Raw genomic sequence first — 19903 nt, forward strand, 5'->3', positions numbered from 1 at the left:
CGCAGCGGGGGAGGGGGACCGCCTGGGGAACACCGGGCGGTGCAGGGGGCGAGCCGCGCGCATCGCGCTGATGAAATCTTGGTGCGGGGCGGAGACGCCGCGACTGCGGCCTGCCCCCTCCACCCCGCGCTCTGCGGCGCGCGGTCCCCCTCCCCCGCTGCGCAGGGGAGGAAGAATTCCGTGACGCCGCGACCGTGAGCGTCGTCTTAGATCAGTTTCGCCATGGCGATGGCGGTGTCGCTCATCCGGGTCGAGAAGCCCCACTCGTTGTCGTACCAGGAGAGCACCCGGCCGAGCTGGCCTTCGATCACCTGGGTCTGCGGCAGGGCCGCAGTCGAGGAGGCGGCGATGTGGTTCATGTCGATCGACACCAGCGGATCGTTGGAGACCGCCAGCACGCCGCGCAGGGCGTCGGAGTTCGCCGCAGCCGTCAGGGCCGCGTTGATCTCGTCCTTGGTGATGGCGCGGCCAGGCACGAACTTCAGGTCGACGACCGAGACGTTCGGGGTCGGCACGCGGATCGACGAGCCGTCCAGCTTGCCCTTCAGGTTCGGCAGCACCAGGCCCACGGCCTTGGCCGCGCCGGTCGACGTCGGGATCATCGACAGGGACGCCGCGCGAGCGCGGTAGAGGTCCTTGTGCATGGTGTCGAGCGTCGGCTGGTCGCCGGTGTAGGAGTGGATGGTGGTCATGTAGCCGCGCTCGATGCCGCACAGGTCGTCGATGACCTTGGCGATCGGGGCCAGGCAGTTGGTGGTGCACGAGGCGTTGGAGACCACCAGGTCGGCGGCGGTCAGGGTCTCGTGGTTGACGCCGAAGACGATGGTCTTGTCGGCGTCGTCGCAGGGGGCGGAGACCAGGACGCGCTTGGCGCCGGCGTCCAGGTGCGCCTTGGCCTTGTCCCTCGAGGTGAAGAGGCCGGTGCACTCCAGCGCGATATCGACGCCCAGCTCCTTGTGCGGCAGCTCGGCGGGGTTGCGGATCGCGGTGACCCGGATCTTGGCGCCCGTGCCGACGTCGATGTAGTCGCCGTCGACGGTGACGACGCCCGGGAAGCGGCCGTGCACGCTGTCGTAGCGCAGCAGGTGGGCGTTGGTCTCCACCGGGCCGAGGTCGTTGATGGCGACGACTTCGATGTCCGTCCGTGCATGTTCCACGATCGAGCGCAGGACCAGGCGGCCGATGCGACCGAAACCGTTGATAGCGACGCGAACGGGCATGGGCGAAGTCTCCTTATGGGCGCAGACGGCCCGAAGACCTCTGCTTTTGACATGCGGGGGCGTTTTTTCGGCCGGGGGGGATTTAAGTCAACCCCTGACGCCCGTGAAGTTTTTGCGCTGCAGCGAAGCCGTTGCAGAACTGGGCGCCAGAAGGGCGTCCTGCCCCCGAACAGCAAGGCTTGTGCCAGCGGCGCCGGACTCCCTGTGATCAGCCCTCGATCGGCTGGACCTTGCCGGCGGCGGTTCGCGCGCGCTCGCGGGCCTCGTCGACCGATCCGGCGCGCGCCAGTGCCACGCCCATGCGCCGGCGGGTGAAGCTGTCGGGCTTGCCAAAAAGGCGCAGGTCGGCCCCCGGCACGCGCAAGGCCTCGTCGACGCCGGCGTAGGCGACGCCCCTGGCTTCGATCCCGCCATAGATCACCGCGCTGGCGCCGGGCTCGCGCAGACGCACCTCGACGGGCAGTCCCAAAATGGCGCGGGCGTGGATGGCGAACTCGCTCTGCACCTGGCTGACCAGGGTCACCAGGCCGGTGTCGTGCGGGCGAGGGCTCACCTCGGAAAACCAGACCTGGTCGCCTTTGACGAACAGTTCGACGCCGAAAATACCCCAGCCTCCGAGCGCGTCAGTTATCGCGCGGGCGATGTCCCGGGCCTTCTTGTGGGCGCCGGGCGCCATGCCCTGGGGCTGCCAGCTCTCGACATAGTCGCCCTTCACCTGGCGGTGGCCGATGGCCTCGCAGAAGGCGGTGACGGTCTCGCCCTCGGCGTCGCGCGCCCGCACGGTCAGCAGGGTGATCTCGAAATCGAAGTCGATCCGGCCCTCGACAATCACTCGGGGCTGTTCGACGCGGCCGCCCTCCAGGGCGTAGCGCCAGGCCTCCGCGATCTGGTCGGGGCCCTCCACATAGGACTGTCCCTTGCCGGACGAGGACATCACCGGCTTCACGAAACAGGGAAAACCGGTGAGTTCGGCCGCCGCCCTGGCCAGCTCGGCCTCGGACGAGGCGAAGGCGTAGGGGCTGGTCGGCAGGCCCAGCTCCTCGGCCGCGAGCCTGCGGATGCCCTCGCGGTTCATGGTGAGCCGGGCGGCGCGGGCGGTGGGGATGACGCGCGCCAGACCCTCGGCCTCGATCTTCACCAGCTCGTCGGTGGCGATGGCCTCGATCTCCGGGACGATCAGGTGCGGCCGCTCGGTCTCGACCACGGCCCGCAGCGCCGCCGGATCGGTCATGGCGATGACGTGGCTGCGGTGCGCCACCTGCATGGCCGGGGCGTCGGCGTAGCGGTCGACGGCGATCACCTCGCAGCCGAGCCGCTGCAGCTCGATGGCGACCTCCTTGCCGAGCTCGCCCGCGCCCAGCAGCATCACCCTGACGGCGGAGGGCGAGAGCGGCGTGCCGAGGCGCATGGGGCTCAGGCCAGCTTCGACTTGGCCGCGCGGACGACCGCCTCGGCGGTGACGCCGAAGTGCTCGTAGAGCGCCTTGTCGGGGGCGCTGGCGCCGAAGCCGGCCATGCCGACGAAGATCCCGTCCGCGCCGATGAAGCGGTCCCAGCCCATGCGCACGCCGGCCTCGATCGCCACGCGGACCTCGGTCTCGCCGATCACGGCGTCCTGGTAGTCGGTCGGCTGGGCGGCGAAGAGCTCGAAGGAGGGGACGGAGACGACGCGCGCGCCGATCCCTTGCGTTTCCAGCTGCTCGCGGGCGGCGATCGCGACCGACACTTCCGTGCCGGTGGCGAAGATCGTCACCTGGGCCGGATGGCCGGCGGCGGCCAGCTGGTAGGCGCCGCGCGCCGACAGGTTCTCGCCGATCGGCTGGGTGCGCACCGCCGGGACCTTCTGGCGCGACAGGGCCATGACCGAGGGCGTGGCCTGGGCCTCGAGCGCGATCTTCCAGCACTCGGCGGTCTCCACCGCGTCCGCCGGGCGGAAGACGTTGAGGTTGGGCATGGCGCGCAAGGACGCCAGGTGCTCGACCGGCTGGTGGGTCGGGCCGTCTTCGCCCAGGCCGATGGAGTCGTGGGTGCCGACGTGGACCACGCGCACCCCCATCAGGGCGGCCAGGCGGATCGCCGGACGGGCGTAGTCGGAGAAGACCAGGAAGGTGCCGCCGTAGGGGATCACGCCGCCGTGCAGGGCCATGCCGTTCATCGCCGCGGCCATGCCGAACTCGCGCACGCCGTAGTTCACGTAGCGGCCGGCGTAGTCGGGCGCATCGAGGATGGCGGTGTTCTTGACGAAGGTGTTGTTCGAACCGGTCAGGTCGGCCGAGCCTCCCACCAGGTCCGGGATCTCGCCGAAGATCTGCTCCAGCACGCTGCCGGAATGCTGGCGGGTCGCCGCTGCCGGCTTGGAGGCCTCGGCCTGGGCGATGAAGGCGTCCAGCCGCTCGAAGGCGTGCTTCGGCAGCTCGCCGGACATGGCGCGTTCGAACTCGCTCTTCTGGCTCGAGGCGCCGAGGCGGGCCGCCCAGGCCTTGCGGTCCTTGGCGCCCCGGCGGCCGGCGGCGCGCCAGGTGCGGTTGACCTCCTCGGGGATGACGAAGGGCTCGTGCGGCCAGCCCAGGTTGGCGCGGGTGGCGGCCACCTCGTCCTTGCCGAGCGCCTTGCCGTGGACGTCGTGGGTGCCTTCGAAGTTCGGCGAGCCCTTGCCGATCGTGGTGCGGCAGGCGATCAGCGTCGGCTTGTCCTGCTTCACGGCCCAGGCCAGGGCGCGGCGGATCTGGCCGGCGTCATGGCCGTCGATCGCCTTCACCGCCCAGCCGGCGGCCTTGAAGCGGGCCGGCTGGTCAGTGGTGTCGGAGAGCGCCACCGCGCCGTCGATGGTGATGTTGTTGTCGTCCCACAGCACGGTCAGCTTGGCGAGCTTCAGCCGGCCGGCGAGGCTGATGGCCTCGTGGCTGATCCCCTCCATCAGACAGCCGTCGCCGGCGACCACCCAGGTGCGGTGGTCGACCAGGTCGGCGCCGAAGCGCGCGGCCAGATGGCGCTCGGCGATCGCCATGCCGACGGCGGTGGCCAGGCCCTGGCCGAGCGGGCCGGTGGTGGTCTCGACGCCCGGGGTGTGGCCGTACTCCGGGTGACCCGGGGTCTTGGAGCCGAGCTGACGGAAGGCCTTGAGCTCGTCCAGCGTCACCGCCTTGAAGCCGGACAGGTGCAGCAGGCTGTAGAGCAGCATCGAGCCGTGGCCGGCCGACAGCACGAAGCGGTCGCGGTCGGCCCAGTCCGGCTGGCTGGCGTCGTATTTGAGGAACTTGCTCCAGAGCACGGCTGCGACGTCGGCCATGCCCATCGGCATGCCCGGGTGGCCGGAGTTGGCCTTTTCGACGGCGTCCATCGAGAGGACGCGGATCGCGTCGGCCATGGTCTGAAGATTGGCGGGCATTGCGGTCCAGATCGGTTCGGAGAGAAAAGTTGGCGCGCCCTCGCATGCGAAAGGCGCATGGTCAAGGAATGGCCCCAAGCCTCCGCCATCTGGAGGAACCGGGCGACGCTCTATAGATTGATCTCCACACCTGCAGCCGACGGAGACCGCATGATCCGGGAGACCGCAGCCGACAGCGCGCTGGAACTGGCCGCCAAACGACTGGAGCGGGCGATCGGCGCCCTGGAGCAGCGGCTGGCGCGCGGGCCGAAAGCCGGCGGCGGCGATCTCTTCGAGCGCCCCGACGCGCCGCCCGGCCTCGCCGACGAACTGGAGCGCGCCCGCGCTCGCGAGCGCGAACTGGAGACCGCCGGCGCAGAAGCGTCTGCGGCGCTGGGTCGCGCCATTCAAGAAATCCGTGCGGCGCTGAACGGCGCCGCGCCCGAGGAGCGCTGAACCATGGCCCAGGTCACCCTGAACGTGAACGGCAAGCCCTATGTCGTCGGCTGCGAGGACGGCCAGGAGCAGCATCTGGCCGACCTCGCCCAGATGTTCGATCGCCAGGTGCGCCAGGTCAGCCAGGACATGGGCCAGCTTGGCGACACCCGGCTCTTCCTGATGGGCGCCCTGCTGCTGGCCGACGATCTCGCCGAGACCAAGGCGCGGATGTCCGCCATCCAGGCCGACCTCGGGCGTCTGCAGTCTGATCAGGCCCGCATCGAGGCTCGCGCCGTCTCGGCCCTGGAGGGCGCCGCCAAGCGCATCGAGAAACTGGCGAACGACGAGGCGGCCTGAGCTGCTCCGGGATCCTTCTCCCCTTGTGGGAGAAGGTGGGCCGCGAAGCGGGTCGGATGAGGGGTTTCTCAGAACTCGCCGACAAGGGGCGGCCGACCAACAGCCGTCAGGATCTTCGCCCTCACACGGACATCGCCCGCGCCAATCTCGCTGTTGGTGAACCGAAGGACGCGAAAGCCCAGCGAGGCGAGCCATGCGTCGCGGCGAGCGTCGTGCTCCGGATCGTGGAAGGGTCCGTCCGCTTCGATGACCAGCTTGTGCCGCAAGCAGACGAAGTCGAGCACATAAGGTCCCATCGGGACCTGTCGACGAAACTTCAGATCGCCGAGTCTGCGGTCTCGCAAAAATTCGCCACAGGAACTGCTCGGTCGACGACGAAGATCGCCGAAGGGCACGTGCCTGCCGGATGCACGCCTTTCGCACCATGCTTCAGCATGGCTCAGCTTGAGGCGATCTTCGACCCCTCATCCGACCCGCTGCGCGGGCCACCTTCTCCCACAAGGGGAGAAGGGTCGTCGCTGCGACGTCCAGGTCCCGTGGCAGTGGAGGAATCTGACGTCCGCCTTGAGAAACCCCGCCCGACCCACTACCTTAATCGACGGCGGGTCTGCTGCGGCCCTCGTCGAAGGCGACATATCCCAGCGACCTTATCTCTCTCATAGGGAGCTGTCCCTGTCCGCGACCGTGGTTTCGGACACACGGCGCCCACCTGGTTAACCAGGTCGAGGGGATGAAACAGTCCTTCACGGTTCTCTCGGCGCCGCCACCCTTTCTTTAAAGCTTTCGGGCCTTTAAGGCTTCCCGGCGTGACTGCGCCCTTTGACAAGACCGCGCTTCGCGTGCGCCTGCGCGGCCAGAGGCGCAGGCTGGCGGCGGAGATCCGTGACGCCGCCGCGCGTGCGGCTGCACGGCTGCCGATCGAGCGCCTGCCGCCGTTCGAGGTCTTCAGCCTCTACATGCCCATGGGGTCGGAGATGGATCCGCGCCCGCTGCTCGAGCTCCTGCGCCGCAACGGCGCGCGAGCCGCCCTGCCGGCCGCCGGCGGCCGGGACGCGGCGCTGAGCTTCCGGCTGTGGGACCCGGCCATGCCGCTCGTTCCCGACGCCTTCGGCATTCCCGCCCCGCCGGCGCTGGCGGACGAGGTCGAGCCGGACCTGGTGATCGCCCCCGTGCTGGCCTTCGACCGCGCCGGCCGCCGCCTGGGCCAGGGCGCAGGCCACTACGACCGGACGATCTCGGCCCTTCGGGCCCGAAAGCCGGTTTTTGTCCTTGGCCTCGCCTTCGCCGGTCAGGAAATCGACCAATTGCCGGAAGAGGCTCATGACGAGCGTCTCGATGCGATCCTGACCGAGACGGACTATATGACGGTCAGCTAAGGACGACGGATGAGGTTTGCTTTCTTTGGAGACGTGGTCGGCCGATCGGGCCGCGAAGGCCTGGCGGAGCACCTGCCGGGCCTGCGCCGGCGGCTGGGTCTGGATTTCGTCATCGTCAATGCGGAGAACGCCGCGGCGGGCTTCGGCATCACCGAGGCCACGGCGCGGGAGCTGTTCGAGTCCGGCGCCGACTGCCTGACGCTCGGCAACCACTCCTGGGACCAGAAGGAGGCGCTGACCTACATCGTCAGAGAGCCGCGGCTGATCCGCCCGCTGAACTATTCGGTCATGGCCGCCGCGCCGGGCCGCGGCGCCCAGCTGTTCGAGACCGATTCCGGCCATCGGATCCTGGTGATCAACCTGCTGGGCCGGGTGCATATGGACAGCCTGGACGATCCCTTCGCCGCGGTGGACCGCGAGCTGGAGGCCTGTCCGATCGGCGCCGTCGCCGACGCGGTGGTGGTCGACATGCACGCCGAGGCCACCTCCGAGAAGATGGCCATGGGCCATTTCTGCGACGGGCGCGCCAGCCTGGTGGTGGGCACCCATACCCACGTGCCGACCGCCGACGCCCAGATCCTGACCGGCGGCACCGCCTACCAGACCGATGCGGGCGGCTGCTGCGACTACGACAGCGTGATCGGCAACGACAAGGAAGAGCCGCTGCGCCGCTTCACGACGCGCATCTCCGGCGGCCGCTACAAGCCCGCCAGCGGGCCGGCGACGGTCTGCGGCGTCTTTGTCGAGACCCATCCGGGCACCGGCCTGGCCCGGCGCGTCGAGCCGATCCGCATCGGCGGACGGCTGTCGCAGCACGTCCCGGTCATCGAACGTATCGAGGCTTAAGCTCGGTCAGGCGGCGCTGACCGCCGCTTCGCGCGCGCCGAGCGCCACGCTGATCGCCGTCAGCAGCTCCGTAGGGCGGATCGGCTTGGTGTGCAGGGCGTCAAAGCCGACGCTGCGAAGGCGCAGGTCGGTCTTGGGATCGCCATCGGCGGTGAGCGCGATCACCGGAAGGTCCGCGGACCCGGCTTGGCCGGCGCGGATGCGCTCGACGGCCTCGATCCCGCCCATCACCGGCATCTGCACGTCCATCAGCACCAGGTCGAAGGCCTCGCCACGCAGGCGTTCAAGCGCTTCGGCGCCGTTGGCGGCCGTTTCGATGACCAGGCCCGCCGCCTCGAGCAGGGCGCGGGCGACGGCGAGGTTGACCGGGTTGTCGTCGACCACCAGCACCCTCCGCGGCGGCAGGGCGGCCGCCTCGGGCGCCTTCGGCTCCGCGTCGGGCGCTGCGTAGGCGACCGGCAGCGGCAGGCGCACGCGGAAGGTGGAGCCGACGCCCGGCCTGCTGTCGACCGCGATCTCGCCGCCCATCATGGCGGCCAGGTTGCGGCAGATGGCGAGGCCCAGGCCGGTGCCGCCGAAGCGGCGCGCAGTGGAGGCCTCGGCCTGGACGAAGGGGCGGAACAACCGCTCGACCTGTTCGGGCGTCATGCCCGGGCCGGTGTCGCAGACGGCGATCTCCACGCTGCGCTCGCCATCGGCGCCGAGGGTGGGGGCGAGCGTCAGGGTGACGGCGCCGGCGTCCGTGAACTTCAGCGCGTTGGAGAGCAGGTTCAGCAGGATCTGGCGGATCCGCGTCTCGTCGCCCATCAGCCGCGGCGGCAGGTCGTAGGCGACGTCGCAGATGAGCGCCACGCCCTTGGACGTCGCCGTCTCGCGCCACAGCTGCACCGCCTCGCGGCCGACCTTCGCCAGGTCGAAGGCCGCCACCTCCAGGTCCATGCGGCCGGCCTCGATCTTCGCATGATCGAGCAGGTCGTTGAGGATGGTGAGCAGGCCGTCCCCAGAGCGGGCGATGGTGTCGACATAGTCGCGCTGGCGGGTGTCGAGGGCGGTGCCTTGCAGGGCGTTGGCCATGCCGATGACCCCGTTCATCGGCGTCCGCAGCTCATGCGTCACCATGTTGAGGAAGCTCGACTTGGCGGCGTTGGCCTCCTGGGCCTGGCGTTGGGCGGCTTCCAGCGCCGCCGCGGTCCGCCCGTTCGCCCGCCCGCTGGCGATCAGATAGATCACCAGAGTCGCACAGCTGAAGCTGATGACCAGCAGATCGACCGTCGAATAGCTCCCGAAGGCGAAGGGCGCGGCGAGCGTCAGGATCGCCGGGGGGCCGCCCAGCGCCGCCAGGGCCGCCGGCGCGCGGAAGGAGAAGGCGTGGGCGTGGACCAGCAGCGCCACCAGGATCACGACGGCGGAAATGTGCAGCGGCTCGGCGCCTGTGACCCAACACCGCAAGGCCAGCGAGCACCAGGTCAGGCTGACGGACAACAGGCAGGCGACATAGGCGGCTCGCTGGGTCTGGGTCATCGCCCCGCCGCGGAAGGCGGCTTCCAGCGAGACGATCCGCGCGGCGGCTTCGGTCAGCGCAAAGGCGGCGAACCAGCCGAGCCCCCAGGCGAGGCCGAAGCGGTGGCCGCTGAGCAGGGCGGCGCCAACGCCCACGACAATGCGCACCGCCAAGACCTCCCAGGCGGTGCGGGCGACGCTGTCCAGCCGCTCATCGTGCAGCAAACTCCAGGGCTTAGCGCCCACTGTATGGCCTCTCCCCAACCCCGCCGCCACGTTCGTGACGCGTCCGGCGCGCACGCCATACACCATTTCATGAGCTGGTTCATCGAACGCGCCTTTGAGCGCTGACGATTCAACCCCTGTGCTTCGCAGCGGATGTCCGCAAGCCGGCGAGGGTCAGGCGGCCGGCGTGATCGCGATCCAGCAGGGCGAACCGCCTGACGGCTGCGCGGCTCCATTCGGCCCGGGTCACCTTGCCGTCGATGTCTTCGTCCGCCGCCAGCAGCGGCTCGGGCTCGTTCAGCAGCGAGAAGCGCGCTGCGCCAGTCGAGCCCGCGCCGCGGAACGGGGCGTCCCCGTCTCCGGGCGGCTTGCCGGCGCGCGGCTCGGATCGTTCGCCGTCGCCGCCTCCGCCGCGTCGCGGACCGCGCCCCCGGCGGCCGCCACGCCCGCCCGGCGCGTCGCCGCCGAAGGCGAGCTCGGTGATCTCCGGGACGCGCTCGCGCTCGTAGGCCTGGATCTCCAGGCCGTCGAGCACGCCGCTGCCGTCGCTGTCGTAGAGCCGGAAGGCGCGCTCGGCGTCGGCCTGAAACTCCGCGGGGGCGAGGGCGGCGTCATGGTCTGCGTCGGCCTGGGCGAACCAGGCCGCCAGCCCGTCACGCCCGCGGAACGGCTCGCCCGACGGGCTGACGAAGAGGTGGCGGCGGGGCCGCTGGCCCTCGCTCGGCGGCGGCCCCCGCTGGGGCAGGGGCTCCGGCAGCGGCTGCTGGCTGTGCGCCGGGGGAGCGACGACCATGACGGCGGCCGCGAGGAGGAGAAACTTGCGCATGGCGGACGGACCCCGATCTAATGGCGCAGCTCTTACCGCGCCGGGCGGCCGAATTGCGCCGCTTGCGTATCGGTTAAACCTCGGCCGTGCTCGAATTCCGTCGGAGGCATTGGAATGCTCGCCAGGTTCATCGTCCGCGCCATCTTCGCCGCTGTCGGCCTCTGGATCGCCGGCCAGATCGTGCCGGGCCTGCGGTTCGACAGCGTGGGAAGCCTGGTCGCCGCGGCCCTCCTGCTGGGGGTGGTGAACGCCTTCGTGCGGCCGGTGGTCTTCGTCCTGACCCTGCCGCTGACGATCCTGACACTGGGGCTGTTCCTGCTGGTGGTGAACGCCGCCATGATCGGCCTTGTGGGAATGCTGCTCGGCGGCTTCCACGTGGACGGCCTGATCCCAGGCGTTCTGGGCGCCATCGTCACCGGACTGGCCAGCTGGATCGGCGGCATGGTGATGGGCGACGCGAAGCGGTAGCGGGCTCAAAATCCTCCCCCTCAGGGGGAAGCATCTCGGCCTAAAGAAAAGGGGCGGAGCCTTGCGGCCCCGCCCCCGATCTCAGTGCTGGTCGACTGGACCTAGAAGTCCATGTCGCCCATGCCGCCGGGCATGCCGCCGCCGCCGCCCGCAGGGGCGTTCTTCTTCGGCGCTTCGACGATCGCGGCTTCCGTGGTGATCAGCAGGCCGGCCACCGAGGCGGCGTCCTGCAGAGCCGTGCGGACGACCTTCGCCGGGTCGATGACGCCGGCTTGGACCATGTCCACATACTCTTCGGTCTGGGCGTTGAAGCCGAAGGTCGCCGAGGTGTTCTCGAGAACCTTGCCGACCACGATCGAGCCTTCGACGCCGGCGTTTTCGGCGATCTGACGGATCGGCGCCTGGAGCGCGCGACGCACGATGGCGACGCCGGCTTCCTGGTCGTCGTTGTCGCCCTTGAAGCCGTCGAGAACCTTCGAGGCCTTCAGCAGGGCGACGCCGCCGCCGGGGACGATGCCTTCTTCCACCGCAGCGCGGGTGGCGTTCAGGGCGTCGTCGACGCGGTCCTTCTTTTCCTTCACTTCGACTTCAGTCGCGCCGCCGACGCGGATGACCGCAACGCCGCCGGCCAGCTTGGCCAGACGTTCTTGCAGCTTTTCCTTGTCGTAGTCCGAGGTGGTGTCCTCGATCTGACGCTTGATCTGGGAGACGCGGCCTTCGATGCCGGACTTGTCGCCCGAGCCGTCGACGATCGTGGTGTCTTCCTTGGTGATCGTGACCTTCTTGGCCTTGCCGAGCATGTCGATGGTGACATTCTCGAGCTTGATGCCGAGGTCTTCGCTGATCAGCTGGCCGCCGGTCAGGATGGCGATGTCTTCCAGCATCGCCTTGCGGCGATCGCCGAAGCCCGGCGCCTTGACGGCCGCGACCCGCAGGCCGCCGCGGAGCTTGTTGACCACCAGGGTGGCCAGGGCTTCGCCTTCGACGTCTTCGGCGATGATCAGCAGCGGACGGCCCGACTGGACCACCGATTCCAGCACCGGCAGCAGGGGCTGCAGCGAGGAAAGCTTCTTTTCGAAGAGCAGGATCAGAGGCTCTTCGAGATCGGCCTCCATCTTCTCGGCGTTGGTGATGAAGTAGGGCGACAGGTAGCCGCGGTCGAACTGCATGCCTTCGACGACGTCGAGTTCAGTCTCGGCGGTCTTGGCTTCTTCGACGGTGATGACGCCTTCGTTGCCGACCTTTTCCATGGCGCGGGCGATCATCTCGCCGACTTCCACGTCGCCGTTCGCCGAAATGGTGCCGACCTGAGCGATTTCGCTGTTGGCCGAGACCTTCTTGGCGGAGGACTTGATCTCTTCGATGACCTTGGCGACCGCCTTGTCGACGCCGCGCTTCAGGTCCATCGGGTTCATGCCGGCGGCGACCGACTTCAGGCCTTCGACGACGATGGCTTGCGCCAGAACGGTGGCGGTGGTGGTGCCGTCGCCGGCCTTGTCGTTGGTCTTGGAGGCGACTTCACGGATCAGCTGGGCGCCGAGGTTCTCGAAGCGATCGCTCAGTTCGATTTCCTTGGCCACCGACACGCCGTCCTTGGTCGAGCGCGGAGCGCCGAAGGACTTTTCGATGACGACGTTCCGGCCCTTGGGGCCGAGGGTCACCTTCACCGCGTTGGCGAGGATGTTGACGCCGCGCAGCATGCGGTCACGAGCGTCGGAGGAGAAATAGACGTCTTTGGCAGCCATCTGGTGCTGTCCTTTTTCTGAAAGAGGTGTGGAGCGGTGCGAGCTGTTGGGTCGGGGCCGTTAGGCCGGGACCTTCACCGGCTCGAGCACGCCCAGGATGTCGCTTTCCTTCATGATCAGCAGGTCCTTGCCGTCGAGCTTGACCTCGGTGCCGGACCACTTGCCGAACAGGATGCGGTCGCCCGCCTTGACGTCGAGGGGCTGGACCTTGCCAGCGTCGTCGCGCGCGCCGGGACCGACGGCGATGACTTCGCCTTCCTGCGGCTTTTCCTTGGCGGTGTCGGGGATGATGATCCCGCCACGGGTCTTTTCTTCTTCCTCGACGCGCTTGACGAGAACGCGGTCTCCCAGAGGACGAAACGCCATGATGATCTTTCTCCGTTCGAGACGGTTGGAATGGTGGTGGCGTAAGCGCCGAAAGGCCGCGGCTTTAACCGTGTTAGCAGTCGGGGTCCTTGAGTGCTAACGCCGCGACGGAATTAGGAAGGTCGGGCTGCGGAGTCAAGGCTCGGGACGCTGCGGAGCCCATCTCGTCAAATGGCGTTCTCGGAACCTTGGCCGCGGCGCATCGTTCCTACGTCGTAGGTCGAGAGGCTGCACATGGCGCTGCAATCCTTCCTGCGCAAGGTCGTGCGTGAAGGCTCGTTGACCGTTCGCATGCCGGACGGAAGCCAGTTCGAGCTGGGCGACGGTTGCGGGCCGCCTGTGGTCGTCTCCATAACGTCGAAGCGCTGGGCGGCGCGGATCGCCGCCAATCCGGGACTGGTCCTGGGCGAGGCCTATATGGAGGGCGGCCTGGTCCTCGAGCGCGGCGACATCTACGACTTCGCCGAGGTGATCGGGCGCAATTCCAGGCACCGGCCGCCGAGGCGCGCCGGTCTGCTGGAGCGCTGGTGGCTGGACTGGCGGCTGCAGGCCAACCCGCGCGCCCAGGCGCGGCGCAACGTGGCCCATCACTACGACCTGTCGGTCGACTTCTACCGGCGCTTCCTCGACGCCGACCTGCAGTACTCCTGCGCCTATTTCCAAGGACCCGGCGTGCCCCTGGAGGCCGCCCAGCTCGCCAAGAAGCGGCACATCGCGGCCAAGCTGCTGCTGGCGCCGGAGCAGCGGGTGCTGGACATCGGTTGCGGCTGGGGCGGGCTCGGCCTGACGCTCGCCCAGGAGGCCGGCGTGCGGCTCGAGGGGATCACGCTGTCGACCGAGCAGCTGGCCACCGCCCAGGCGCGGGCCGAGGCCGCGGGGCTCGCCGGTCGCGCCAGCTTCTCGCTGACCGACTACCGCGACGTCGAAGGCCCCTACGACCGGATCGTCTCGGTGGGAATGTTCGAGCACGTCGGCCGGCCGAATTTTCAGACCTATTTCGACCAGGTGGCGCGGCTGCTGAAGGACGACGGGGTGGCGGTGATCCACTCGATCGGCCGATCCGAGGGACCCTCCTTCACCCAGGCCTGGATCGCCAAATACATCTTCCCCGGCGGCTACATCCCGGCGATGAGCGAGGTGCTGACCTGCGTCGAGCGGGCCGGCCTGATGGTTGCCGACGTCGAGGTTTTGAGGCTGCACTACGCCGACACGCTCAGGGCGTGGCGCGAGCGCTTCAACGCCCAGCGCGCGGAGATCGCCCGCCTCTACGACGAGCGGTTCTGCCGGATGTGGGAATTCTATCTCTGCCTCAGCGAGATCGCCTTCCGCTATCGCGGCCACATGGTCTTCCAGTTGCAGCTGGCCAAGAAGATCGACGCCGTCCCGCTGACCCGCGACTATATCGGCGAGGCCGAGCGCCGGCTGACCCGGCCGCACCGGCGCGCGGCGTGAGGGCGGATCCCTTCTCCTCTCCGACAGTCTTGAACCACGAAAAACACGGAAAACACGGAAGCACAGCGCTGAGCGCGCGCCTCCGGCGAGTCTGGCTCGAGCCAACCGACCGGCTCTTGGCCGGTCAAGAGATCGATCTCCAAGCCGATCCACCGTCCACGTTCGTGTGGTTCGTGGACAAATCCTCTTCCGTGTCTTCCGTGTTTTCCGTGGTTCAAAAAATAGGTGGTCGGCTCAGCTAAGATCCCTCCGCCTCCAGCCGCGCCAGATCCTCAGGGGAATTGATGTTGGCGAAGGCGGCGGCGGCTTCGGGCCCGAAGTCGACGACCGCCAGGCCGCAGGCGGCGGCGAAGCCGCGCAGCGAGCTCTGGCCTGAGGCGCGGTAGGCGGGCAGGCGCTCCAGGGAGGTCACGCGCCAGAGGCCGCAGGTCGGCTGCAGCTCGCCCTCGATCCGCGGCAGGGCCACCCCGTCGTCCGGGCCGAGCGCGGCGGCGAGCTGGGCGGGCAGGGTCTGCGGCAGTCGCGGCATGTCGCAGGGCAGGGTGAAGAGCCGGTCCGCGCCCGCGTCGCGGGCATGCTGCAGGGCGCCGGCCAGGCCCGCGAGCGGTCCGGGAATGTCCGCCCGGTCGAAGGTCAGGTCCGCTTCCACCGCGCCGGCCAACTGGGCGGCGTCGCGCACGGCGACGACCACCTGGTCCGACCAGCCGCGGGCCAGGCTCAAGGCGTGAGCCACCAGCGGCGCGCCACGGAACGGCCGCAGCGCCTTGATCCCGCCCATCCGCCGGCCCTCGCCGCCGGCCAGGACGGCGACCATCAGGGTGTCGCTCATGAGCGCTCTTCCGCATTCATGCCCACCGTCATGGCCCGGCGCGTGCGGGCCATCCAGCCCAAAACGCCTGCCACAGGCGCCGGCGGCCGGCTCGACGATGCGACCGGATCGGGTGTAAGCGCGGCCGCGTGAGCCTCGTCACATCGGTCTTCATCCTCGTCGTCGCCTTTGGGACCGCCACCCTGTCGGGGGTCTTCGGCATGGCCGGAGGCCTGGTGCTGATGGGGGCGCTGGCGCTGGTGCTGCCGGTCAAGGCGGCCTTCGTGACCCACGGTCTCCTGCAGCTGGTCGCCAACGGCTGGCGGGCCATCCTGCACCGCAGCTACGTGCGCTGGGACGTCGTCGCCATCTATGCCTTGGCGTCGCTGACGGCGGGCGCGGTGGTGTCCTGGCTCGCCTTCACGCCCTCCAAGCCGGTGCTCTATCTGCTGATGGGCCTGGTCCCGGTCGTGCTCTGGCTGCCGCAAGCCTGGCTCCGCCTCGACGCCGCCCGGCCGGCCCAGGCCTTCGCCTCGGGCCTGCTGGTCACCGGCGTCAATCTTACGGCGGGCGTCGCCGGCCCCTTGCTCGACCTCTTCTTCGTGCGCACCGAGCTCACCCGCCACGCCATCGTCGCCACCAAGGCCGCCACCCAGGTTTTCGCCCACCTGGCGAAGATCGTCGTCTACGGCCTGCCGCTGGTCGCAGTCCCCGAGACCGGGCTGCCGTCGGTGTGGGTCTTCCTGCTCGCCGTGCCGCTCTCGATGGCGGGCGCGGTCGTCGGCGGCAGGATCCTCGAGCGGATGACCGACGTGAACTTCAAGCGCTGGACCCGCTGGCTGGTGACGGCCGTCGGCGCGGTCTACCTGGTGCAGGCTGGGCAGCTGTTTCTGACGCGCTGAAGGACCGGGCGAGCAAGGCCGGAGCGCGGGCAAAAAAAGAGCCGGACCCGAGGGCCCGGCTTTAAGTCATAGGGAGGAAACGCCCAGAATGGGCAGGGCCTGAAATAGGCGCCTTTCCGCAGGATGCAATGGCCAAGCTTGAAAAATTCATGATGAAGGGTTGAAGGCCAACTACGAATGCAGGCCAGACCGAAGCCCTTCCCCCTCGATGGGGAAGGGTTGGGATGGGGATGTGGCTTCCGAGGTCGGCGAGCCGGACCGATAGCCCTCAGGGGGAAGATCTTGAGCTACTTCCCCCGCCGCGCCCGGAAGAAGCCGCGCAGCAGGGCGGCGCTCTCCTCGGCCAGGACGCCGCCCTCGACCTGCGGCCGCCAATGGCAGGTCGGCAGGGTGAAGAAGCGGGGGCCGTGGACGACGGCGCCGCCCTTCGGGTCCTCCGCGCCGTAGATCAGCGTCCCGATGCGGGCGTGGCTGATGGCGCCGGCGCACATGGCGCAGGGCTCCAGGGTGACGGCGAGGCCCAGGCCCGTCAGTCGATAGTTGCCGAGCTTTTGCGCCGCGGCGCGCATCGCCACGACCTCGGCGTGGGCGGTGGGATCGTGCGCCCCGATCGGCTGGTTGGCGCCTATGGCGATGATTTCGCCGGAGGCCGGATCGAACACGACGGCGCCCACCGGCGTTTCTCCGGCGTCTGCGGCGGCTTGCGCCGCTTCGAGGGCGATGCGCATGGTGCGCTGAACATGGTCCACAATCCGCACCGAACCGACCGCCCTGCGTCCGGTCAAGCCCGCAACGCTTCTGAAACCCCCGCCGACGCCGGCGGCGACCGCATCGCCAAGGCGCTGGCGCGCGCCGGCGTGGGTTCGCGCCGTGACGTAGAGCAGATGATCGCCGACGGCCGGGTGGCGCTGAACGGCAAGGTCCTGACCACGCCCGCGGTCAAGGTCGAGCCCGGCGACATCCTCACCGTCGACGGCAAGGTGGTGAACGACGCCGAGCCCGCGCGCCTGTTCCGCTACCACAAGCCGGTTGGCCTGGTGACCACCCACAAGGACCCGCACGGGCGCCAGACGGTGTTCGACGCCCTGCCGCCCGGCCTGCCGCGGCTGATCTCGGTGGGGCGGCTCGACATCAACTCCGAGGGGCTGCTGCTGCTGACCAACGACGGCGGCCTGGCGCGGGGCCTGGAGCTGCCGGCCACGGGCATCCAGCGCCGCTACCGCGCCCGCGCCCACGGCCGCGTCACCCAGGAGAAGCTCGACAAGCTGAAGGACGGCGTCACCGTCGAGGGCGTTCGCTACGGCCCGATCGACGCCAAGCTCGACAAGGCCAAGGAAGGCCCCCAGGGCGCCAACCTCTGGATCACCGTGACCCTGGCCGAAGGCAAGAACCGCGAAGTGCGCCGGGTGCTGGAATCGCTGGGCCTGAAGGTCAACCGGCTGATCCGCCTCTCTTACGGACCCTTCGCGCTGGGGACCCTGCAGATCGGCGAGATCGAGGAGGTCGGCCCGCGGGTGATCCGCGAGCAGGTCGCCGAGCACATCGCGCCGGAGAACATGCCCAAGGGCGACCGCCCGTTGTTCCAGCGCGTCCAGACCCCGACGCCCGGCCGCCGCGCGCGGCCTGTGCCCGACGCCGACGGCGCGACGCCGGCGCGGGCGCTGCGCATCCCCCGCCGTCAGGCGGCCCAGGGCCGCGGCGCCGCCGATCCTGCGCCGAAGACCGAGTACAAGCCCGGCTGGGCCAAGCCCAAGCCCCGGGCCGCCGTGCCGAAGAAGGGGCCCGGCCCGAGGAAGTCCGGGGCCGCCCACAAGGTCGATGCGGCCCGGACGCCTGACGCGGCCCGGAAGTCCGGCGCGGTGCGCAAGCCCGGCCCCCCGAAGCGGCCCGGCGGCGCCCCGAAGCGCGGGCGGTAGCTCCTTATCCGCTCGTCGCCGCGAAAGCGGGGATCCAGGCGTTTTTGGTTGCCGGCGCGGGGCTCTTACAGAAAAAGCCTGGGTCCCCGGTTTCGCGGGGATGAGCGGGCAGGGGATTTCAGGACGTGCGCATCGTATCCGGCGAATTTCGCGGCAAGGCGTTGGCGGCGCCCGGAGGGCAGATCACGCGGCCGACGTCGGACCGCGCCCGCCAGGCCATCTTCAACATCCTGGAGCACGCCGCCTGGTCGAAGGGGGTGCGCGACGTGCGCGTGATCGACCTTTTCGCCGGCTCCGGCGCCCTGGGCTTCGAGGCCCTGTCGCGCGGCGCGACCTTCTGCCTGTTCGTCGAGACCGATGAGGCCGCCCGCGGCGCGATCCGCGAGAACGTCGACGCCATGGCCCTGTTCGGCCGCACCCGGGTGCACCGGCGCGACGCCACCCAGCTGGGCCAGCGGCCCGGCGCCGACGGCCCGGCCTTCGACCTGGCCTTCCTCGATCCGCCCTATGGCAAGGGGCTGGGCGAAACGGCGCTGGCGAAGCTTGCCGAGGGCGGCTGGCTGGCGCCTGAGGCGATCGTCGTCTGCGAACGCGGCGCCGACGAGGCGCCGCTCAGCGTCGAGGGCTACGAGCAGCTGGACGTGCGCGACTATGGCGCGGCGCGGGTCTGGTTCCTCCGCTACCTGGCTGCCTAGTTGTCGAAGCTACGAAGGTTGTTCACCCGGGGAGGGGTCTGAACGAAGCTGGGGTTGCAACACTCCACTTCCACCGGAACTCCCCGGATGAACGTCCATAAGAATGCGCGGCTGACGCCGCGTGGTCGAGCCCTGATGGTGTCTCGGATCGTAGATGAAGGCTGGTCGGTGGCAGCTGCGGCGGAAGCGGCTGGGGTCTCGGTGCGGACGGCCCGCAAATGGGTGGGCCGGCGTCGTCGGGGGCCGAGCGAAGACTTCACCGATCGCAGCTCGGCGCCCCGACGATGTCCGCGCAGGACGTCGCAACCGCGGGTGATGCAGATCGAGCAGCTGCGCCGCCAGCGGATGACCGGGCCGGCGATCGCCCAGGCCCTGGGCATGGCGCGCTCGACGGTGGGCGTGATCCTTCGCCGGCTGGGGCTGGGCAAGCTGACGGCGCTGGAGCCCCGGCCCGAGGTGATCCGTTACGAGCGCTCGCGACCCGGCGAGATGATCCATCTCGACATCAAGAAGCTCGGCCGCTTCGACGTGGAAGGCCACCGCATCACCGGCGACCGCCGTAAAGGCGCATCCCGGGGAGCCGGCTGGGACTTCCTGCACGTCTGCGTCGATGACGCCTCGCGCCTGGCCTACACCGAGATCCTGCCTAGCGAGCGCAAGGAGGACACCACGGCCTTCCTCGAGCGCGCCCTGGCCTGGCTCGCCCGCCACGGCGTCACCGTCGAACGGGTGATGACCGACAACGGCTCGGCATATCGCTCCAAGCTCTTCGCCAAAGCCTTGCAGACCGCCGGCGCGCGTCACGTCCGAACCCGCCCCTACACGCCTAGGACCAACGGCAAGGCCGAACGCTTCATCCAGACCAGTCTGCGCGAGTGGGCCTACGCCAAGCCTTACGGCTCGTCGGCGGAGCGATCAAAGGCCGTCGGACCCTGGACCGACAGCTACAACCTCACCCGACCCCACTCCGGCATCAAAGGCTTCACCCCCTGGCAGAGGGTGAACAACCTTCTTGGTAACGACACCTAGGCCGGAGTCATCGGAAAGCCGAAGGCGTTCGGCGGCTCGTTCTCGTGGGGCGCGGCGCCGCAGGTGTGTTCCGCTGTGGTGGGCCAGCCGGCGCAGCTTTCGATCTCCGCGGCGAGGAATTCCGCGGCTTCCTGGGTGAGATGCAAGGCCTCCGTCGCGATCCGCTGCTGCTCCTGCTGGAGCGTCTGGTCCTGGGCGTGCTCGAAGGGCAGGTGCTGCAGGACGAGCACGGCGCCGGTGCGCAGATGTTTGATGGTCATATAGGCCTGGCCTGCATGGTTGCAGTGGCACGACGCTATTTGAAATTCAGTGTCCATGGCGACGCCTTGGTCTACCGGCATCCATGACGTCCTGTCCGGATGGCGCAG

General features: G+C 69.4%; 21 protein-coding genes. 10 read left to right on the forward strand and 11 right to left on the reverse strand.

The window, feature by feature from the left end:
- Positions 1-206: 206 nt before the first annotated feature.
- The 3 genes from gap to tkt form a co-directional block, all read right to left on the reverse strand.
- A complete protein-coding gene (gap, locus tag ACSQ2B_RS19155) occupies positions 207-1220 on the reverse strand; it encodes a type I glyceraldehyde-3-phosphate dehydrogenase (RefSeq protein WP_436052274.1) in 1014 nt (337 codons plus the stop codon).
- A gap of 208 nt (positions 1221-1428) precedes the next feature.
- Positions 1429-2628, reverse strand: coding sequence for a formate-dependent phosphoribosylglycinamide formyltransferase (purT, locus tag ACSQ2B_RS19160; RefSeq protein WP_436052276.1), 1200 nt, complete (start codon positions 2626-2628; stop codon positions 1429-1431).
- Between the two features lie 5 nt (positions 2629-2633).
- Positions 2634-4607 carry a transketolase gene (gene tkt, locus ACSQ2B_RS19165; RefSeq protein WP_436052278.1) on the reverse strand — a complete coding sequence of 658 codons (1974 nt, stop codon included), beginning with the start codon at positions 4605-4607 and terminating at the stop codon, positions 2634-2636.
- Between the two features lie 150 nt (positions 4608-4757).
- Between tkt and ACSQ2B_RS19170 the strand changes: the two genes are divergently transcribed.
- Positions 4758-5042, forward strand: a complete 285-nt coding sequence (locus tag ACSQ2B_RS19170) for a DUF4164 family protein (RefSeq protein WP_436052280.1) — start codon at positions 4758-4760, stop codon at positions 5040-5042.
- Between the two features lie 3 nt (positions 5043-5045).
- Positions 5046-5381, forward strand: a complete 336-nt coding sequence (locus tag ACSQ2B_RS19175) for a cell division protein ZapA (protein WP_436052282.1) — start codon at positions 5046-5048, stop codon at positions 5379-5381.
- A gap of 68 nt (positions 5382-5449) precedes the next feature.
- Here the strand turns inward: ACSQ2B_RS19175 and ACSQ2B_RS19180 are convergent, their stop codons facing one another.
- Positions 5450-5677 carry a DUF559 domain-containing protein gene (locus ACSQ2B_RS19180; RefSeq protein ID WP_436052621.1) on the reverse strand — a complete coding sequence of 76 codons (228 nt, stop codon included), beginning with the start codon at positions 5675-5677 and terminating at the stop codon, positions 5450-5452.
- Positions 5678-6187: 510 nt separating this feature from the next.
- Here ACSQ2B_RS19180 and ACSQ2B_RS19185 point away from each other — a divergent pair.
- Together ACSQ2B_RS19185 and ACSQ2B_RS19190 are read left to right on the forward strand one after the other, a co-directional pair.
- Complete coding sequence (locus ACSQ2B_RS19185; RefSeq protein ID WP_436052284.1) at positions 6188-6757, forward strand: 5-formyltetrahydrofolate cyclo-ligase; 570 nt, start codon at positions 6188-6190, stop codon at positions 6755-6757.
- Positions 6758-6766: 9 nt separating this feature from the next.
- A complete protein-coding gene (locus tag ACSQ2B_RS19190) occupies positions 6767-7603 on the forward strand; it encodes a TIGR00282 family metallophosphoesterase (RefSeq protein WP_436052286.1) in 837 nt (278 codons plus the stop codon).
- A 6-nt stretch (positions 7604-7609) separates the two neighbouring features.
- On the opposite strand, the gene ACSQ2B_RS19195 is transcribed toward ACSQ2B_RS19190, so the two are convergent.
- Positions 7610-9349 (reverse strand): ATP-binding protein, encoded by a 1740-nt coding sequence (locus ACSQ2B_RS19195; RefSeq protein ID WP_436052287.1) that lies wholly within the window; start codon positions 9347-9349, stop codon positions 7610-7612.
- Positions 9350-9458: 109 nt separating this feature from the next.
- Positions 9459-10154, reverse strand: a complete 696-nt coding sequence (locus ACSQ2B_RS19200; protein WP_436052289.1) for a hypothetical protein — start codon at positions 10152-10154, stop codon at positions 9459-9461.
- A gap of 114 nt (positions 10155-10268) precedes the next feature.
- Here ACSQ2B_RS19200 and ACSQ2B_RS19205 point away from each other — a divergent pair, with 114 nt between their 5' ends.
- Positions 10269-10622 (forward strand): phage holin family protein, encoded by a 354-nt coding sequence (locus ACSQ2B_RS19205; RefSeq protein ID WP_436052290.1) that lies wholly within the window; start codon positions 10269-10271, stop codon positions 10620-10622.
- 101 nt (positions 10623-10723) lie between these two features.
- Here the strand turns inward: ACSQ2B_RS19205 and groL are convergent, their stop codons facing one another.
- Positions 10724-12367, reverse strand: a complete 1644-nt coding sequence (gene groL / locus ACSQ2B_RS19210) for a chaperonin GroEL (protein ID WP_436052291.1) — start codon at positions 12365-12367, stop codon at positions 10724-10726.
- Between the two features lie 60 nt (positions 12368-12427).
- Positions 12428-12733, reverse strand: coding sequence for a co-chaperone GroES (gene groES, locus ACSQ2B_RS19215; protein WP_436052292.1), 306 nt, complete (start codon positions 12731-12733; stop codon positions 12428-12430).
- 234 nt (positions 12734-12967) lie between these two features.
- Here groES and ACSQ2B_RS19220 point away from each other — a divergent pair, with 234 nt between their 5' ends.
- Positions 12968-14185 carry a class I SAM-dependent methyltransferase gene (locus ACSQ2B_RS19220; RefSeq protein WP_436052294.1) on the forward strand — a complete coding sequence of 406 codons (1218 nt, stop codon included), beginning with the start codon at positions 12968-12970 and terminating at the stop codon, positions 14183-14185.
- Between the two features lie 238 nt (positions 14186-14423).
- On the opposite strand, the gene mobA is transcribed toward ACSQ2B_RS19220, so the two are convergent.
- Positions 14424-15014, reverse strand: coding sequence for a molybdenum cofactor guanylyltransferase (gene mobA, locus ACSQ2B_RS19225; protein ID WP_436052295.1), 591 nt, complete (start codon positions 15012-15014; stop codon positions 14424-14426).
- Positions 15015-15142: 128 nt separating this feature from the next.
- On the opposite strand from mobA, the gene ACSQ2B_RS19230 reads away from it, so the two are divergent.
- Entirely contained in the window at positions 15143-15895 is a 753-nt protein-coding gene (locus tag ACSQ2B_RS19230) for a TSUP family transporter (protein WP_436052297.1), read from the forward strand.
- Positions 15896-16182: 287 nt separating this feature from the next.
- On the opposite strand, the gene ACSQ2B_RS19235 is transcribed toward ACSQ2B_RS19230, so the two are convergent.
- Positions 16183-16623, reverse strand: a complete 441-nt coding sequence (locus ACSQ2B_RS19235) for a nucleoside deaminase (RefSeq protein ID WP_436052623.1) — start codon at positions 16621-16623, stop codon at positions 16183-16185.
- Between the two features lie 12 nt (positions 16624-16635).
- Between ACSQ2B_RS19235 and ACSQ2B_RS19240 the strand changes: the two genes are divergently transcribed.
- The 3 genes from ACSQ2B_RS19240 to ACSQ2B_RS19250 all read left to right on the forward strand — a co-directional run bounded on the left by ACSQ2B_RS19240 (position 16636) and on the right by ACSQ2B_RS19250 (position 19535).
- Positions 16636-17811: a pseudouridine synthase gene (locus tag ACSQ2B_RS19240; RefSeq protein ID WP_436052299.1), complete on the forward strand. Its 1176-nt coding sequence runs from the start codon at positions 16636-16638 to the stop codon at positions 17809-17811.
- A gap of 125 nt (positions 17812-17936) precedes the next feature.
- Complete coding sequence (gene rsmD, locus ACSQ2B_RS19245) at positions 17937-18506, forward strand: 16S rRNA (guanine(966)-N(2))-methyltransferase RsmD (protein WP_436052301.1); 570 nt, start codon at positions 17937-17939, stop codon at positions 18504-18506.
- An 87-nt stretch (positions 18507-18593) separates the two neighbouring features.
- Complete coding sequence (locus ACSQ2B_RS19250; protein WP_436049975.1) at positions 18594-19535, forward strand: IS481 family transposase; 942 nt, start codon at positions 18594-18596, stop codon at positions 19533-19535.
- Here ACSQ2B_RS19250 and ACSQ2B_RS19255 read toward each other — a convergent pair.
- Positions 19532-19795, reverse strand: coding sequence for a hypothetical protein (locus ACSQ2B_RS19255; protein WP_436052303.1), 264 nt, complete (start codon positions 19793-19795; stop codon positions 19532-19534). The two genes, ACSQ2B_RS19250 and ACSQ2B_RS19255, sit on opposite strands and share 4 nt — an antisense overlap.
- Positions 19796-19903: the final 108 nt, after the last annotated feature.

The organism is Phenylobacterium sp. LjRoot225 (assembly GCF_964252855.1).
Taxonomy (GTDB): Bacteria; Pseudomonadota; Alphaproteobacteria; order Caulobacterales; family Caulobacteraceae; genus Phenylobacterium.